The organism is Paraburkholderia sediminicola (genome assembly GCF_046026855.1).
Classification (GTDB): Bacteria; Pseudomonadota; Gammaproteobacteria; order Burkholderiales; family Burkholderiaceae; genus Paraburkholderia; species Paraburkholderia sediminicola_A.
This window is the reverse complement of record NZ_JAQQET010000004.1, coordinates 206,743-220,240: the sequence shown is the minus strand read 5'-3', so window position 1 is coordinate 220,240 and position 13,498 is coordinate 206,743. Positions and strand designations below refer to the sequence as shown.

General features: G+C 61.4%; 12 protein-coding genes and 3 tRNA genes. 5 read left to right on the top strand and 10 right to left on the bottom strand.

Annotated features, from left to right (window positions below; all coding sequences use genetic code 11):
* Positions 1-7: 7 nt before the first annotated feature.
* The 4 genes from PQR40_RS06420 to PQR40_RS06405 form a co-directional block, all read right to left on the bottom strand.
* Positions 8-514 carry a GNAT family N-acetyltransferase gene (locus PQR40_RS06420; RefSeq protein WP_408222168.1) on the bottom strand — a complete coding sequence of 169 codons (507 nt, stop codon included), beginning with the start codon at positions 512-514 and terminating at the stop codon, positions 8-10.
* A gap of 74 nt (positions 515-588) precedes the next feature.
* The gene (locus PQR40_RS06415) at positions 589-1,347 is read right to left on the bottom strand and encodes a TraB/GumN family protein (protein WP_408334021.1); all 759 of its coding nucleotides are present in this window, start codon (positions 1,345-1,347) and stop codon (positions 589-591) included.
* A gap of 48 nt (positions 1,348-1,395) precedes the next feature.
* Entirely contained in the window at positions 1,396-1,800 is a 405-nt protein-coding gene (locus tag PQR40_RS06410; protein WP_408222172.1) for a hypothetical protein, read from the bottom strand.
* Between the two features lie 103 nt (positions 1,801-1,903).
* Complete coding sequence (locus tag PQR40_RS06405; RefSeq protein ID WP_408222174.1) at positions 1,904-2,716, bottom strand: hypothetical protein; 813 nt, start codon at positions 2,714-2,716, stop codon at positions 1,904-1,906.
* A gap of 206 nt (positions 2,717-2,922) precedes the next feature.
* Between PQR40_RS06405 and PQR40_RS06400 the strand changes: the two genes are divergently transcribed.
* Positions 2,923-3,912 (top strand): hypothetical protein, encoded by a 990-nt coding sequence (locus PQR40_RS06400; protein WP_408334018.1) that lies wholly within the window; start codon positions 2,923-2,925, stop codon positions 3,910-3,912.
* A 174-nt stretch (positions 3,913-4,086) separates the two neighbouring features.
* On the opposite strand, the gene PQR40_RS06395 is transcribed toward PQR40_RS06400, so the two are convergent.
* The 5 genes from PQR40_RS06395 to uvrC all read right to left on the bottom strand — a co-directional run bounded on the left by PQR40_RS06395 (position 4,087) and on the right by uvrC (position 7,682).
* Positions 4,087-4,160 (bottom strand) — tRNA-Cys (locus PQR40_RS06395).
* 104 nt (positions 4,161-4,264) lie between these two features.
* Positions 4,265-4,340: transfer RNA gene (locus PQR40_RS06390), tRNA-Gly, on the bottom strand.
* 62 nt (positions 4,341-4,402) lie between these two features.
* Positions 4,403-4,478 (bottom strand) — tRNA-Gly (locus tag PQR40_RS06385).
* 224 nt (positions 4,479-4,702) lie between these two features.
* Positions 4,703-5,296, bottom strand: coding sequence for a CDP-diacylglycerol--glycerol-3-phosphate 3-phosphatidyltransferase (gene pgsA, locus PQR40_RS06380; RefSeq protein ID WP_325046140.1), 594 nt, complete (start codon positions 5,294-5,296; stop codon positions 4,703-4,705).
* A 187-nt stretch (positions 5,297-5,483) separates the two neighbouring features.
* Positions 5,484-7,682, bottom strand: coding sequence for an excinuclease ABC subunit UvrC (gene uvrC, locus PQR40_RS06375; RefSeq protein WP_408222178.1), 2,199 nt, complete (start codon positions 7,680-7,682; stop codon positions 5,484-5,486).
* Positions 7,683-7,940: 258 nt separating this feature from the next.
* Here uvrC and earP point away from each other — a divergent pair, with 258 nt between their 5' ends.
* The 4 genes from earP to PQR40_RS06355 all read left to right on the top strand — a co-directional run bounded on the left by earP (position 7,941) and on the right by PQR40_RS06355 (position 12,321).
* On the top strand, positions 7,941-9,134 hold the full coding sequence (gene earP, locus PQR40_RS06370) for an elongation factor P maturation arginine rhamnosyltransferase EarP (RefSeq protein ID WP_408508627.1): 1,194 nt from the start codon (positions 7,941-7,943) through the stop codon (positions 9,132-9,134).
* A gap of 477 nt (positions 9,135-9,611) precedes the next feature.
* On the top strand, positions 9,612-10,169 hold the full coding sequence (gene efp, locus PQR40_RS06365) for an elongation factor P (protein ID WP_408222182.1): 558 nt from the start codon (positions 9,612-9,614) through the stop codon (positions 10,167-10,169).
* Between the two features lie 283 nt (positions 10,170-10,452).
* Complete coding sequence (locus tag PQR40_RS06360; RefSeq protein ID WP_408222184.1) at positions 10,453-10,659, top strand: CsbD family protein; 207 nt, start codon at positions 10,453-10,455, stop codon at positions 10,657-10,659.
* A gap of 279 nt (positions 10,660-10,938) precedes the next feature.
* The gene (locus PQR40_RS06355) at positions 10,939-12,321 is read left to right on the top strand and encodes a sigma-54-dependent transcriptional regulator (protein ID WP_408334012.1); all 1,383 of its coding nucleotides are present in this window, start codon (positions 10,939-10,941) and stop codon (positions 12,319-12,321) included.
* A 118-nt stretch (positions 12,322-12,439) separates the two neighbouring features.
* On the opposite strand, the gene nagZ is transcribed toward PQR40_RS06355, so the two are convergent.
* Entirely contained in the window at positions 12,440-13,468 is a 1,029-nt protein-coding gene (nagZ, locus tag PQR40_RS06350; RefSeq protein WP_408334009.1) for a beta-N-acetylhexosaminidase, read from the bottom strand.
* Positions 13,469-13,498: the final 30 nt, after the last annotated feature.

Genomic DNA, 13,498 nt, shown 5'->3' with positions numbered 1-13,498 from the left:
ACCTCGCTTAGGCCGAACGCATCCACACGTGCGGGATGCCGTCCTCTTCGTGTATCTCCGACACCGGCGTAAAGCCGAATGCGCCGTAGAAACCTTGCAGATGCGCCTGCGCATGCAAACGAATCGGCGTACCGGGCCACTGCGCGCGGATATGCGTGAGCGAGCGCTCGAGCATCGCGTTGCCGAGGCCGATGCCGCGGAAGTCCGCTGTTGTCAGCACACGGCCGATGCGGATATCGGTGTCGTCGGCGTCGGGCAGCAGCACGCGCAGATAGCCCGCGAGCGGTGAGCGCTTGTTGCTGGATGCGTCGCCGGGACCAAAGGCGAACAGGTGCCAGGCATCTGAATCAAGCCCGTCGATATCGTCATACACGCAGTTCTGCTCGACGACGAACACTGCGCTGCGAGCAGCCAGCATCGCATAGACCTCGGCGGTCGTGAGGTCTTCGAACGCTTTCCAGCGCCATTCGAGTTGCGCCAGTCGCGTGGCGGCGGTTTGCTGCGGTTCAGTCATGGAAAGTCTTCAAAAGAGGCGCGCCTTAACGAGCGGCGGCAATGCGGAATTATGCCGCGCGTGGCGGCCTTAGGCTATGGCGCGCCAAATACCGGCTCGACAGGCTGTGCGAGACAGTCGATCAGGTTACCGGGCCCACACAAATGCAGCGCGCCGACCACCACCAATGTCCGCTCCGGTCGCCCGAGCAACCCCGTCACGCGCGCCGCCCACGCGCGATTGCGGGCATCGAGAATGGCGTGGCGGATGCCGGGCAGGTTGAACATCGGCGACTCGACGGCGATCTGGTGCACGGCCGGCAGATCACCCTTTAGCCAGGCGGCGTGCATCCGCTCCAGCGTACGCTGCGGCTCGGCGAGATCGGACATCAGCATGCCGAGCGCGGTGCCGACCGCTTCAAGCGGAATCGATTCGAGCGACGCCGCCACGTCCTGCGCAGTCTCGAGATACTGGTACGGTTTGGCTTGCGTCAGCGCCGAGCGCAGCATGCGCGGCTCGACGCCTTCAACAACCTGCTGAAACAGCGTCGGCGCGACGATCAGTGCGGCCCATGGACGCAGATCGACGAGCGGCGCCAACGGACCTTCCGCAGGCCACACAGCTTGTAGCTGATTCCAGGCATCGGCGGAGAGCAAGGGCTGCAACGGGTTGGCACCACCCGGTGGGCGAGTCTTCAGAAACGGCAGGATCGTCGGTGGATCGGATTCGAAGACCAGCGATTCGGCCCAGTCGTACGCTTCGGCGACCCACGGCGGCGTTCGGCGGCTCGTTGCCGGAAACAGATGCATCGAGCCGAGCAGACGGACGTTCGTGCCGGTGAGTTGTAGGTACATGCAGCCTCGTGTGGACGGGCAATTGCGCAAAGAGGCAATCGGGCAAATTCAATCGACGGCGCGCAGCGCGGCGGACCGGCTTGTAGCGCCTCGCCAGGCGGTTCGCACCGTGAACGCGACGAACAGCAGAAAGACGATCTGCGAAAGGTACAGGTCCATGCGGATCGGATGATGCAGCGCGAACCATGAATTGTGCACCACGTCTGTCCCGATGACCGCGACGCAGAGGATCAGTCCCGCTCGTGGACTCAACAGCAGTAGCAGAACCGTTAGCGGATCAATGAAGAGCAGTGACGTCCAGTAGACTCGCGTCAGCGGTGCCACGCCGCCGTAGTCCCACCAGAGTCCGTGGACGAGCGCCACTTGCAGATGTGTCCAGGTGGCGCCGCAGAGGCAGAGCGCGTAAATCAGGCGCAAGTAGAAGGAGCGGCGTTCAAGGTTTGGAATACGCATGCCTGGCCAGTTTCACAGTAAACAGCTACTAGAAAAAAACCCAGGTGTTTGGGGCTTTTTTCTAACGCTGCAAAAGCTGACAGTTTAATCGCACGCATTCCAATCATTCCGTGCTTCTTTTGAACGACTCCAGTTCACCTGTATAGCGCTCGTTTCGCACGCCATTACTGCCGTAATATTCTTCCACTGATTTCACCCAGCGGCCGATCTCAGGCACATACCAGAACGCTTTATAGGTGCGTCCGGTGACCTGGGCGGGACCTGTTTTCTGTGCGTGAGTCACCATGGCGGTATCGCCCTGCTGCGTCTGCACGGCTTGAGTGATGGTCTGGGTCGGCTCGATCTGCGCAACCCATTCGCCTTCCGCTTCGACTTTAATCGCCTGGAATTTCCCCGCCGGCACCTCGACGGTTTCAATGCCCACCACCCGATACTGGCTGCTCCACTTCTGCGAAGCGAAGGCCTTGTTCGGATGCAGTTCCGTATATTCCAGGTTCCAGGTTTTGCCCGGCGATAGCGGGAAAAGGAACGGTCGATTGACGACAACCTCGGCGCCATTCACGTTCCGTTCGCGGCTCCAGTCGGCGCCTGCGATCACCTCACTCGGCGCCTGAGTCGATCCCGACTGCTTCGATGTGTAGTAGATGTGGGAAGGCGTTGCGCGCAAAACCGTCACTTCGTCGTGCGACTGACGCCAAGTTGAAGGCGCTTTCTCAAAGGTGTTCACGTAGGTCCACGAATCTCCACCCTTAATGGCAGGCGGTGGCGCCGATTGCGCGATCGCCAGCAGTGGCAACCCAACGGTAAACAGCACAGCAGCGGTTATGATTTTTTTCATTGGTCGAAGTGTTGTATTAACAGCGGGTTTGCCCTGCCCCGTGCTTTCTCGACCTGGAAAAATCGAGAACCCATGCATCGTATATCTAACGATATTTCCGAATATGCGAAGCAGGATGAGATACTTTACATGACCGGAATCGAACTGCTAACGATCAATGCTTCATTCGGGGCTTTTAAAGAATCATTAGAATAAAATTGAAAGACAAAAAATCAAAAATGAAAGTATATAAAAGACAATTAGTAAATAGACAATCAATTCTGGCTGCGGGAGCGGCCCTTCTTTTGTCTGCATGCGGGGGAGGCTCGTCGGGTAGTTCGGGGTCGACAGCAAGCAGTTCGAATCTGAGTGACGCGCAAAAGAACTACGAAAGTGTCGCGCTCGCGGCGAACGGCGGTATGCACTATCTGAGCGCCAGCCTGTCGATTAGCACATCGTCGACTGGCGCACTGACCGTCAACCCGAGCAGTGTCTTCTACACCGAGGACTCGAGCGTCGCGCAAAGCCCCGCAAATGAGGCGCAGCTGATGACCGAAACGTACACCTCTGTGTCGTCCACACTGCAGGTTCCGGCAATGGCGGCAACGCGCTTACTCGTCAACGGCGCCGTCAATACCTCCGCGTCTCCGCCACAAGCCCGGATCAGTTATTCAGGGGCGAATGTCCAGATAGATTATCTGACATCGGACGGTAAAACAGTGCTTCGCACGTTGCTTGGCACCAGCTACACCGTGGTGCCGCTAAGCGGCCTGATTTCCGCCTCACCCGCCGAGCTCTTTGCGAACAGCGCCGTTGGCGTTCTCACGAATACGTTGAACGGGCAATCGCTGTACAACCAGCAGGCCAGTTGGCAAACGGGCGCGGCCTACATCAAAGTCGTCAGGCACACGGTCGGCGACGAGGCCTTCACGTACGACTGCCTCACGCCCGCCACGACCGGGAGCAATCCGACGCCGTGCTCCGCCACGATTTCGACGCTGGAAAATTTCTTTCCCTACGCGAGCACGACAGACGGCAAGACTTATCAGATTAGCGATGGACAGATCGTCACGCTCGCCGGAACGCGGGCATGGGTCGCCAACACGGCGCTGGGCGCGACGGCGACCGACTACCGTGTCTACTATCAGAACAATGGTGGAATTTACGCGGGCTACCTGATCAAGGACGGCACGACGTTACAGCTCACGCCGCTCGGCGGCGGAACGCCGCAAGACAGCTACTACCTCCTGAACAGCGCGGCGCTGCAATCGATCAAGTCGGCGATTGTTTTTTGAAGTGGTGGTAAGTGATGAGCAAGCGGGCGCAACTGCCTGCTCGCCGCGCCAAACGTGCGGATGACAGCAAGAGCTGTATGGCCGGAACGCGTCACTTCGCGTTGCTCTCAGCCTCGATGCGGCCGAAAAAAAGAAAAGCCCCGACAAGTCGGGGCTTTTCTTTACATCAACTACTGGAGGCGCGAGCCGGAGTCGAACCGGCCTAAACGGCTTTGCAGGCCGCTGCATAACCGCTTTGCTATCGCGCCGCAAGCGGACTGGAACCTAGCTGCAGATTCTCAGATTTGTCTGGTGGGCAACCGTAAGGACCGACCCACCAAACAAAAAGGGAAGCGTTGCTTCCCCTTATGTATGGAGCGGGAGACGAGGCTCGAACTCGCGACCTCAACCTTGGCAAGGTTGCGCTCTACCAACTGAGCTACTCCCGCATTGCCCTACTTCACAACGCCTTGCACTTTTACTTCGCCAAACAACGCGTTGCTTCAAAATTTGGAGCGGGAGACGAGGCTCGAACTCGCGACCTCAACCTTGGCAAGGTTGCGCTCTACCAACTGAGCTACTCCCGCATTGTGCTGCTTTGCCCTGCTAACTGCTGCCTTATTACCGCAACTACACTCTTACTGCCACCGTCGCCTCAAACTGCGTGCATCGGAGAAACGAGATTATGGAGAATCGACCGAAACGTGTCAACCCCTTTTGCGAATGTCTTTAACCGAAAAGATTTCACTTATACGTCGGCGACGTTCGGGCACGCCGCGGCCGCCAGCGTTGTCCCTCGATCGTTTTCCAGTCAGGCAACGCCGCCCCGCTCGCGGATCTGCGGCCACGCGAGTTTCATGTAATAGAGCATCGACCAGATCGTGAGGAACGCAGCCAGATAGATCAGCCACAGGCCCCACACACGCGTGTCAACGTAGACTCCGCCGCCAAACGGCAACGGCCCGTAGAACAGCAGCATCGGAATCGCGACCATCTGGCACACCGTCTTGAACTTGCCGAGCGAATTCACGGCGACACTTTTCGAAGCGCCGATCTGCGCCATCCATTCACGCAGCGCCGAGATTGCAATCTCGCGTCCAACGATCACCAGCGCAATCGCCGAATCGATCCGCGCGAGTTGCACGAGCACCAGCAACGCAGCCGTCACCATCAGCTTGTCGGCGACCGGATCGAGAAACGCGCCGAACGCCGAGGTCTGATTCCATTTTCGGGCCAGAAAGCCGTCGAACCAGTCGGTGAGCGCCGCCAGAATGAAAATCGTCGCGGCCGCCAGATTGCGGTGTGCCGGGCTCATCATCATGTCGGGCAAATAAAACACGCCGACAACGAGCGGAATCAGGACGATCCGCAGCCAGGTCAGGAAAATCGGAAAATTAAACGGCATGGGCAGGCGCAGCGTCTGGCAAGGGAGATGCAATTGTGCCGTGTCACAAGGCCTGCCACAAGCAATGCGGCGCGCGGGGCCTGGCACACGCGTCACCGAAGCACCGCGTATCAGCCGCCTGCGGGCCCCTCGCGGACACTTATTGGCCCGCCACCTGCCGCTCCTCAGGCAGCCTGGCGTACCGGGATCAGTGCAACTGCCGGTAGATCTGCTCGGCAAGCGCTTGCGAAATCCCTTCGACACTTGCCAGATCCTCGACGCTGGCCGCGACCACTCCACGCAGCCCGCCGAAGCGCGCCAACAGCCGCTGGCGCCGCTTTGCGCCCACCCCTTCGAGCTCTTCGAGCCGCGAGGTCTGGCGTGTCTTGCCGCGCTTCGCCCGCATGCCGGTGATGGCGAAACGGTGCGCCTCGTCACGGATCTGCGCGACCAGCATGAGCGCCGCGCTTTCCTTGCCGAGCTCGAGCGCCGCGCGGCCGTCGGCGAAAATCAAGGTCTCGAGGCCGACCTTGCGCCCCTCGCCCTTCGCGACACCGACCAGCATGCCGGTATCGAGACCCAGTTCGGTGAACACCTGGCGCGCGATTTCGACCTGGCCCTTGCCGCCGTCGATCAACACGATGGTCGGCAGAATGCCGCCGGCCGCTACCGGCTCCGCGGCATCCGCTGCGAGCGACGGGTCCGCGGACGCGTCGGTTTGCAATTCCGCGGCTTCGTCCGCAGCGTTCGCTGCCGCTTGCGCGACCATCTTCTCGTAGCGGCGCGTGAGCACCTGGCGCATTGCCGCGTAGTCGTCGCCCGGGGTGATGCCGGTGATGTTGTAGCGGCGATATTCGGACGACTGCATCTTGTGATGGTGATACACCACGCACGACGCCTGCGTCGCCTCGCCCATCGTGTGGCTGATGTCGAAGCACTCGATACGTAGATGCGCGAGGTCGTCGCACTCCATGCCGAGCGTATCGGTGAGCGCGCGCGTGCGGGCCTGCTGCGAGCCCTGTTCCGAGAGCAGCCGTGCGAGCGCGAGCCGCGCGTTCTGCTCGGCCATCGCGAGCCATGCACGCCGTTGGCCTTGCGGCTGGCGCAGCACCGTCACTTTATGGCCGGCCTGCTCGATCAGCACATCGACCAGCTCGCGTGTGGAGGGCGCGTGGCTGACCACGAGCACCGGCGGAACGCGATTGCCGATGTAGTGCTGCGCGATGAACGCTTCCAGCACTTCAGATTCGATGCCGCCGGCGATTGCACGGCCCTTGCGCGGCGCCGAGGGTTCGAGTTCGGACTCGGCCGCATCATCCGCTTCGGTCTCGCCAGCCGCGTCTGCCTCGTCATCGTCCTCTTCGAGCGGCATCTCCTGAGCGATCGCGAGTGCATCAGTTGCATCGGACGATGCGTTCGCCCCGGTTGTGGCCTCGTCAGATGCCGAACCGCCGCCGGTCGCAGCATCGATCAACAGGTCATCGTCGCCGCCCTCTTCCAGGCCGCCCTCACCGATCGTCAACGCGCTTTCCACATGCGCAGGGAAATAAGCCTTGTCGCCCAGATGCCGGCCACCGCGCACCATCGCGAGATTCACGCACACGCGCCCGCCGAGCGCGACGACCGCGAGAATATCCACGTCGCTATCGCCGCCGACTTCGATCGCCTGCTGATGCAGCACGGTCGACAGCGAACTCATCTGATTGCGCACCGCTGCGGCCTGCTCGAACTTCAGCTCACTCGCGAAGGCATGCATTTTCTGCTCGAGCTCCTTCATCACCTCGCCCTGCCGGCCGAGCAGAAAGCGTGACGCGTTGGCGACATCGCGCGCGTAATCCTCTTCGCTGATTGCCGCGACGCACGGCGCCGTACAGCGGCCGATCTGATGCAGCAGACACGGCCGCGTGCGGTTGTTGAACACCGAGTCTTCGCAGGTGCGCAATTGAAACACGCGCTGCAGGATCTGGATGCTCTCGCGCACCGCCCACGCACTCGGGAACGGACCGAAGTACTGATTCTTGCGGTCCACCGAGCCGCGGTAATACGCCATGCGCGGAAACTTGTGGCCGGTCAGCTTGAGATAGGGATACGACTTGTCGTCGCGAAACAGAATGTTGTAACGCGGCGCCAGCGCCTTGATCAGATTGTTTTCGAGCAGCAGCGCTTCAGCCTCCGAGCGCGTGACGGTCGTCTCGACGCGCGCGATGCGCGTCACCATCATCGCGATGCGCGGCGACAGTTGGGTCTTCGTGAAGTAGCTCGAGACGCGCTTCTTGAGGTCGCGCGCCTTGCCCACGTAAAGCACCGCGCCCTGCGTATCGTAATAGCGATAGACGCCGGGCAGATGCGGCAATTGGGCGAGCAATTTTTTCGGCTCAAAAACGTCGGTTGCTTCGGGTTCGGTCATGCAGAATCGGTTGGCTGGGACAGTGTCGCGAAGCCTCTGCCCGCGTGCTGCGAGCTGAATGCCCACTTAGGCGCGGAACCGCGGACGAGTGCTTTAGAATCGCCAGTTTAGAGCATTCCGCGTGCGTTCGAACCCTGCTGCATCGAGCGGCGTGATGCATCGGTGCAAGCCGGCGGCTGAACCTGATTGCATCGCCCGCCGGCAAGGCCCTGCAGAACCCGACCACGCCACCCGTCCCACTCTGCGACTCACGCCACTATGTCCTCCGCTACGCCTCCTGCCGAACAACCTGCCGCCGCGCCCACGGCAATCGCTTGCGATATCTTTTGCGCGGTAATCGACAATTTCGGCGATATCGGCGTGTGCTGGCGTCTCGCGCAGCAACTGGCGAGCGAACACGGCTGGCAGGTGCGTGTGTTCGTCGACGATCTGCATGCGTTCCAGATGCTGTGCCCGTCGCTGGCGCTGGATCGCGCGCGTCAGGCGGTTGGCGGCATCGTCATTGAACACTGGCACGAACCGGCCCACGCGGGCGACACGCTTGAAGTGGCTGACGTCGTGATCGAGGCATTCGCCTGCGAGCTGCCGCCGATCTACGTCGCCGCGATGGCGCGGCGCGAGCGCGCGCCGGTCTGGTTCAACCTGGAATATCTGAGCGCCGAAGACTGGGTCGCGGATTTCCACCTACGGCCATCGCCGCATCCCCGCTATGCGCTGACGAAGACCTTCTTTTTCCCAGGACTCGGCCCCGGCACCGGCGGCGTGTTGAAGGAACGGCATCTCGACGCCGCGCGCACGGCTTTCGAGGCGTCGCAAGCGGCGCGCGAAGCGTGGTGGCTAAAGACCACCGGCTGCGCGCCGCCACCGGCCACGGCTACGGTCGTCTCGCTGTTCGCCTACGAAAACCCCGCCGTCGACAGCCTCCTCGAGCAATGGCGCGACAGCGCCGAGCCGGTCGTTCTGCTGGTGCCGGAAGGCCGCATTTCGGGCGCGGTGGCACGTTTTTTCGACCTGCCTTCGTTTGCCGCCGGTTCACACGCCGGGCGCGGCAGCCTCAGCGTCCACGCACTCGCTTTTACCGGGCAACCCGGCTACGACACGCTGCTGTGGGCCAGCGACATCAATTTCGTGCGTGGCGAAGATTCGTTCGTGCGCGCCCAATGGGCCGCCAAACCCTTTGTCTGGCACATCTACCCCCAGGCCGACGACGCCCATCTGCCAAAGCTCGACGCAGCGCTCGCTCACTATGGCCGCACCCTGCCCACCGACGCGCGGGACGCCCTCGCACGCTTCTGGCACGCATGGAACGGCGCGGGCCGGCCGGACTGGGCCGAATTCCAGCGCCACCGCGCAGCGCTGAAGCAACGCGCGGCCGAATGGGCCGGCGAACTGGCCAAGGTGGGCGACCTCGCCGGAAATCTGGCCTTGTTCGCAAAAAGTCAGTTAAAATAAGCGGTTATCCAACGGCCGACGACGCAAGCGCGGCCCGATCGCAGCGAGTTGCCCTGGGAAATTCATTCGGCAAATGCGCCTGGCAAATTTGCCAGGCAACTCGTGAGGCGCACCCATCAGCCAGTCTGCTTGGCCTTGGCGAACCCGGCATCGAAAGATGCATGATCTGCTCCCCGCTCCGTATGTCTCCAGATGTGAGTGGTGGAAATGTCAAAAAAGGGGCGCATCCTGTCGATCGGTGCCACTCGTGTACACGCCCGCACAGGGTAAAAAGCAGGTAACGGATTGCAGGAGTTGCAGGTTGGCAACTTCGCCGCGAGTCACTGCGGCAAGCCGGCCACGCGCCACGCACTGCTCCCGGCAGATGCCGCTCCCGAGCGGCGCCGCGCCGTACAGAGTGCGAGGAGCAGCGAAGCCGCTTGCGCCGTATGCCGTTGAGCAAAAGTTGAAGCTACTTATTTCGTACAGGACAGTTTTATGAAGACCGCACAGGAACTCCGCACCGGCAATGTAGTCATGATCGGCGCAGACGCGATGGTCGTGCAAAAGGCCGAATACAACAAATCGGGCCGCAACTCCGCCGTCGTCAAAATGAAGTTCAAGAACCTGCTGACCGGCGCAGGCATGGAAAGCGTGTACAAGGCAGACGACAAGTTCGACGTCGTCGTGCTGGAGCGCAAGGAAGTCACATACTCGTACTTCGCTGACCCGATGTACGTGTTCATGGACGCCGATTACAACCAGTTCGAAGTCGAAGGCGAAATGATGGGCGATGCCCTCCATTACCTCGAAGACGGCATGGCTTGCGAAGTCGTGTTCTACAACGAGAAAGCCATCTCGGTCGAACTGCCGACCACGCTGGTCCGCGAAATCACCTACACGGAACCGGCTGTCAAGGGCGATACGTCGTCGGGCAAGGTGTTGAAGAACGCCAAGCTGACCACCGGCTTCGAACTGCAAGTGCCGCTCTTCTGCGCCATCGGTGACAAGATCGAAATCGACACGCGTACGCACGAGTACCGCAGCCGCGCCTAAAGCGCCTGCTGCCCGAATCCTGCGCGGGAGCAAATCCGGCGTAGTGAAAAAATGGCAAGGAAAAAGCGCCCACATTGGGCGCTTTTTCTTTTTTGCGCCACCGTGTATGGTTGAGGAAAACTTTACCGGTGGTTTTCTCAAAAATGCCTGTCCGCTGCCCGTTTCTTCCTGCTTTGCGTCAAACAAACCATTGATAAGCTTAAGTAATTAGCTTTGGCACAGTCCATGCTTCTCTGGGATACGGGCCCGTAAGGCTTTATTTCCTCAACTCCGGAGATGCGACATGAATAACGACATCGCTGAAGGCAAGTGGAAGCAAATGATCGGCAAGGCCAAGACAGCATGGGGTGAATTGACGGACGACGAGCTGACCAAGGCAGAAGGCCGCGCCGACAAATTGACTGGGCTGATCCAGGAACGATACGGTAAGACCCGCGAGCAAGCGGAACTCGAGGTAAGACGTTTCTTCGACAGCAACCGGGATTTCTGACCGGTCGAATGAAGGAAATACAGGTGCCCTGCCCAAACGTTACATCGCGTCAGAGCGGGCATTCCCTGAAAGCAAAGGACCAGAACTACGTGAGTCGAATCGCCCCTTGTACCGCGTCCATGCCAATTGGTCCGCGGCTCTCCTGCCGCCGTGGCCAACGCTGGCCGCGCGGTATGGCATTCGACCGGCAGTACCGGCCAGCCACCGCGCCCGTGTCGCGCGCCAGCGTATCGGCGCGGCATACCGGGCATTCCGTCCATCTAAAAAATAGCGCTCGCCATGCCACATGCCCTGATTGTTGAAGACGATCCCAATAGCCTGTCAGGCCTGTCCGCCATCCTCGCTGCCGACGGCTTCTCCGTCGACACCGCGACCACTATCGCCGAGGCCCGGGCGGCACTGACGCGCTTCATCCCCGACGTCGTGCTGGTCGATTTGAATCTGCCGGACGGCAGCGGGCTCGATGTGTTGCAGCACCTGCCCGCGCACCCGCCCGGCGGCGCCTTGCCCGTGATTGTGATGACCGGCAACGCGACGGTGGAGAGCGCGATCGAGGGTCTGCGGCACGGCATCTGGGACTATCTGCTCAAACCGGTCAACATTCCGCGTCTGCGCAGTCTGCTCGCCCGGATTCCGCGTCCCTACGAGCTGACCGAAGAAGTCCAGACATTGCGTGCGTCGCTGCGTCAACTCGGTCGTTTCGGCTCGTTACTGGGTCGCAGCGGCGCGATCCAGCATGTGTACGACACGATCGAACATATCGCGCCGACCGAAGCCGCCGTGCTGATTTCCGGCGAAGCCGGCACGGGCAAGCAACTCGCCGCGCGCACGCTGCACGACATGAGCCGGCGCCGCAAAGGGCCGTTTGTCACGTTCGACTGCCGGACGGCGGGTAGCGGCGCGGCGCATCGCTCGCTCGACAGCCTGCTGTTCGGCCACGAGCGCGGCGCGTTTGGTGGTGCAGAGCAACGCGAGCCGGGCCTGTTCGAGCAGGTCAGCGGCGGCACACTGTTCATCGACGAAATCGCCGAACTGCCGCGCGCCCAGCAGGAAGCGCTGCTGCGCGCGCTCGATTCGCAGACCTTCATGCGGGTTGGTGGCACGAATCAGGTGGTGACCGACTTCCGGCTGATCGCCTCGACGCGGAAAAATCCACGCGCGGCGGTCGCCGACGGCAGCTTGCACGAAGACCTCGCGCTGCGTCTCGAAGCGGCCGCCGTCACGTTGCCGCCGTTGCGCGAGCGCGGCGAAGATCCGGCGCTGATTGCGCAAGCTGTTGTCGACGAACTGAATCACGAAGCGATCGCGCGCGGCACCGTGGAAGTCACCAAGCACGTCGGGCCGAATTTCCTGCGCGAGTGCCTTTCGTACGAATGGCCGGGCAATGTGCGCGAGTTGCAGGATCGTGTACGCCGGGCCTATCACGCGTCAGGCGACGTGCTGGAATCGTTGCGTGCCGATGAAGCGGGCTCGGTCAACGGACGCGATCTGAACGGCAGCCGCGTGCAGGTCACCGTCGGCACGCCGCTCGCGGACGTCGAGGAAATGCTGATCCGCGCGACGCTCGATGCAGTCGGCGGCACGCGCCATCGCGCGGCCTCGCTGCTGGGCATCAGTCCGAAGACGCTGTACAACAAGCTGCAACGGATGCGGTTGAACTGAATGGCCGAGGCCGGCTTCGCGGCTGGCCAGGCTTGAATAGAAAACGGCGCCTGAAAAAGGCGCCGTTTTTTTGCTCGATGCAAACGCTTTGGCTACTGACCAGTTGCCTACCGGTCGCTCATGCAAACGCGCTGCGCAACAAGGCCTGCGCTTGCAGATACTGCGGCTCGGCTACGAGCTTGCTCCACTTCAGCGCCTTGCCGCGCGGCCGCATGCGCTTAAGCCGCTGCTGCGATTCTTTGGACGGCGTGAAACGCAGTGCGTCCAACACTTTCTCCGCTTCGTCCGGCTGATTGCAGATCAGCACCATGTCGCAACCGGCCTGCAGCGCGGCGCTCGCGCCTTCCGTCAGCGTGCCACCCTGGCGCGCAGCTTCCATCGAGAGATCGTCGCTGAAGACAGCGCCTTCGAAACGCAATTTTTTGCGCAGAATGTCCTGCAGCCAGACACGCGAGAAACCCGCCGGCTTCGAGTCGACCTGAGGATAAACCACATGTGCGGGCAGCACGGCCCCGAGCGACACGCCAAGCCAATCGTACGGCGCCACGTCCTCGCGCAGGATCTCGTCGAGCGCGCGGTCGTCGACCGGCACCGCAACGTGGGAGTCCGCCTGCGCGAAACCGTGCCCTGGGAAATGCTTGCCGCAATTGCTCATGCCGGCCAATGCGAGGCCGTGGTTGAGACTCTTCGCCAGCAAGGTAACGACGCGCGGATCGCGATGGAACGAGCGATCGCCGATCACCTGCGACTGACCGTAATTCAGATCGAGCACCGGCGTAAAACTCATATCGATACCGCACGCGCGCAATTCGGCCGCGAGGATATAGCCGACCGCGGTCGTCACCTTGGTGGCATGTAACACGTCGCTATCCCACAGCGCGCCGAGCTTGCCCATCGCCGGCAGCACCGTGAAGCCGTCAGTGCGAAAACGCTGCACGCGGCCGCCTTCGTGGTCGACGGCAATCAGTAGATCGTCGCGAATCGCGCGGATCGAATCGGTCAGCGCGATCAATTGCGCGCGGCTCTCGTAATGGCGCGCGAACAGAATCACGCCGCCGGTCATCGGATGGGCAAGGCGGCGTTTGTCGTCGTGGTTCAGCGTTGTGCCGACCACGTCGAGCATGACCGGTCCGGGAGTGGTTTTCATCGAATTCCGCTAGAAAAAAGCCTGGAGCAA